Source organism: Paenibacillus sp. 01T422 (genome assembly GCF_056398785.1).
This window is the reverse complement of sequence record NZ_JBFTQB010000917.1, coordinates 1-2563: the sequence shown is the minus strand read 5'-3', so window position 1 is coordinate 2563 and position 2563 is coordinate 1. Positions and strand designations below refer to the sequence as shown.

2 protein-coding genes and 1 pseudogene are annotated in these 2563 nt (G+C 40.8%); 2 read left to right on the top strand and 1 reads right to left on the bottom strand.

The features are described from left to right. Nucleotides 1-365 (top strand): annotated as a pseudogene (locus tag AC1DUA_RS33375) (ABC transporter substrate-binding protein); the annotation flags it as partial. Nucleotides 366-697: 332 nt separating this feature from the next. Here AC1DUA_RS33375 and AC1DUA_RS33370 read toward each other — a convergent pair. Beyond that, nucleotides 698-1345: a DUF1796 family putative cysteine peptidase gene (locus AC1DUA_RS33370; RefSeq protein WP_477503824.1), complete on the bottom strand. Its 648-nt coding sequence runs from the start codon at nt 1343-1345 to the stop codon at nt 698-700. Between the two features lie 296 nt (nt 1346-1641). Between AC1DUA_RS33370 and AC1DUA_RS33365 the strand changes: the two genes are divergently transcribed. After that, a partial coding sequence (locus tag AC1DUA_RS33365; RefSeq protein WP_477503823.1) for a multicopper oxidase domain-containing protein occupies nt 1642-2563 on the top strand: 922 nt, incomplete at its 3' end.

The window sequence follows — 2563 nt, the reverse complement described above, 5'->3', positions numbered from 1 at the left end:
AAATGGGACCGAACCTTCGTTCAGCTGAATATCGTGAAACATCGTATGCAGCTAGCCAGGACATCTATACGATGGATGGGTTGGAAACACGTTTGTACAAAGCCACGAAGGAATTGTACGAAGGCCATCAGCCGAAGGAAGAGTTCCCGACTGATATTTTCTTGACGAATGATCAAGCGAATCAGGTCAAGCAATTAAAGCCGATTATTACGGATTATGTGAAACAATCCATGCTGCAGTTCATTATGGGAGCCAAAAGTATTGATAAGGATTGGGACGCTTATCTGAAAGGCCTGAAAGATTCCGGCATGGATCAATTCATCAAAATTTATCAGGACGCATACGACAAAGTGTATAAAAAATAACGCCGAGCAGCACTGTCGTCTGATGGATACAGCAATGCGGTATTCGAGCTAATTTTAATAACGCCGATTACTCCTGCTAATAACAAGAATTATCCCATTTTTACCCAAATAACTGCAGTTCCTACCGTTAATTTCACCAAATCTAGTAGATTTCGTCAAGCTACCTATGAGATAGATGGAGTTTCTACCGCTATTTCACTCCCTGCGACTGAGTAGCTCGGTTTAACGATAGTTTTTCCATCTATCAGCTGATGTGCCATGCGTAGCGGGCGCTAGTGCCCTAAAACAATAGCAAAAGGAGTTAAGCATCTAACCTTGCTTAACTCCTTTTGCTATTTAATTGTTACCCCTTGAAACACATAATCCCAAGTTGCATTCCGATTCGGGTCGGAGGGAACTTGAACGGCACAAACTCTTTCAAGACCCCAATCCAATAAGGAAACCACATTGGTACTCTTATCTGGACAGAGAATTAGAACGCTAAACTGACCAGTTACCATTTTGGATAATACGGATTGTAATTCAACTGCTTGATCATAATTAGCGGCCCATCTAACGAATAGGATTGTTTGGCTAGTTTGTATTTTATCTAATAATCTATCTATTCGACGATTCATTTTCTCGCGATAAGAGGGGTAAGTCGTCGTCCAGTGCTCATGAGGATTAATCGGAAAATCATGAACAGAAAGAATATTGTAATAGGTATCCTTTACAAAATGCGACTGTACAGATGCAATGGGGACTCCGTCATCTAATAAATGAGCAACCCCATCTATTAGACTCATATTGCCTAGATTCATAAAGTTATTGAATCTATTATTCAATAATCGGTTTACATCTGAAAGTGATAGGGATACATGCCAATCCAGTGGTCCTGAAAACGTTCTTAAATGGTGGCGTTTTAATTGAAGTGAAGGATTACAAGCGCTGCCTAAACTAACGATTGCGTCATAGGAACCTTTTATTTCATATAACCTCAACGTTATTCCCTCCTCTGAAGTGCTCCTAATATACTAGATGATTTATGCTTTAAATTTGATTGGACAACGTGATAGATAGGGCAACATAGAGGCGCACAAATGGTTCCGGCATTTTAACATATATTTTTCGTCCAAGAAAATAATGGTTTACAATTAGCACAATTAGGCATATATTTAAGTCAAAGTGTTTCCTTTGGCAAACTTTTTGTCCCATTGGAAACAAAATTTTTACCCAAAATGTTTCCTTGATGCAAAAAAATTGTAAACAAGCAATATAAATAGGGGAGGATACAACGATGTTGCGTAACTCGGGTGATAAGCTATCAAGACGTAAACTTTTAAAGATGGGAAGTGCTGGGGCTTTTGCTGTCATTGGAGCTGCTTTATTAAATCCATCCACGTTATTTGGAAAGTCGACCTTAGTGGCGGATAAACATGATATTCATAAGGCTTTGAAAGGGCAGCTGCATGATGGCATGAAGCATGGCTATGTGCCAAGTAATGACGCCACCGAAGGATTTAAAGCTGCACAGAAGGCACTCACAGCATTTGATTATGGCAAGGTAAGTCAACTTCCTGATGGAAGAACATTGCGTGAGTATGAAATTACGGCATATGAGAATGAAGTTCAGATTGCCAAAGGGATCAAATTCCCGGGATGGACATTTAATGGCACCATTCCAGGACCGACCATTCGCTGTACCGAGGGGGATGTGCTTCGTATTCATTTCGGCAATGCAACGAGCCACCCGCACTCCATCCACTTTCATGGGATGCACCCCACGAATATGGATGGGCTAGAAGCTGTTAATGCTGGAGATACGTTCATCTACGAGTTTGAAGCGAAGCCAGCTGGCATGCATGTTTATCACTGCCATGTTGCTCCATTAGCAAGACATATTCATAAAGGACTATATGGAAATTTCATCATTGATCCCAAGATTGCAAGAGCTGCGGCCAAAGAATTCAGTATGCTGATGAATGGTTACGATTTGGATCTCGATGGAGAAAACGAAATTTACACCGTAAACGGCTATGCATTTGCGTATCAACAAGAGCCAATTAAAGTTAAGGTCGGAGAACTTGTACGTATTTATCTCAGTAATCTGACAGAATTCGATCTCATCAATTCTTTTCACCTTCATGCGAACTTCTTCAACTATTATGCAACAGGCGCGGATCCTGAAGCTCGTCCTCAATTCACGGATACGATCATGC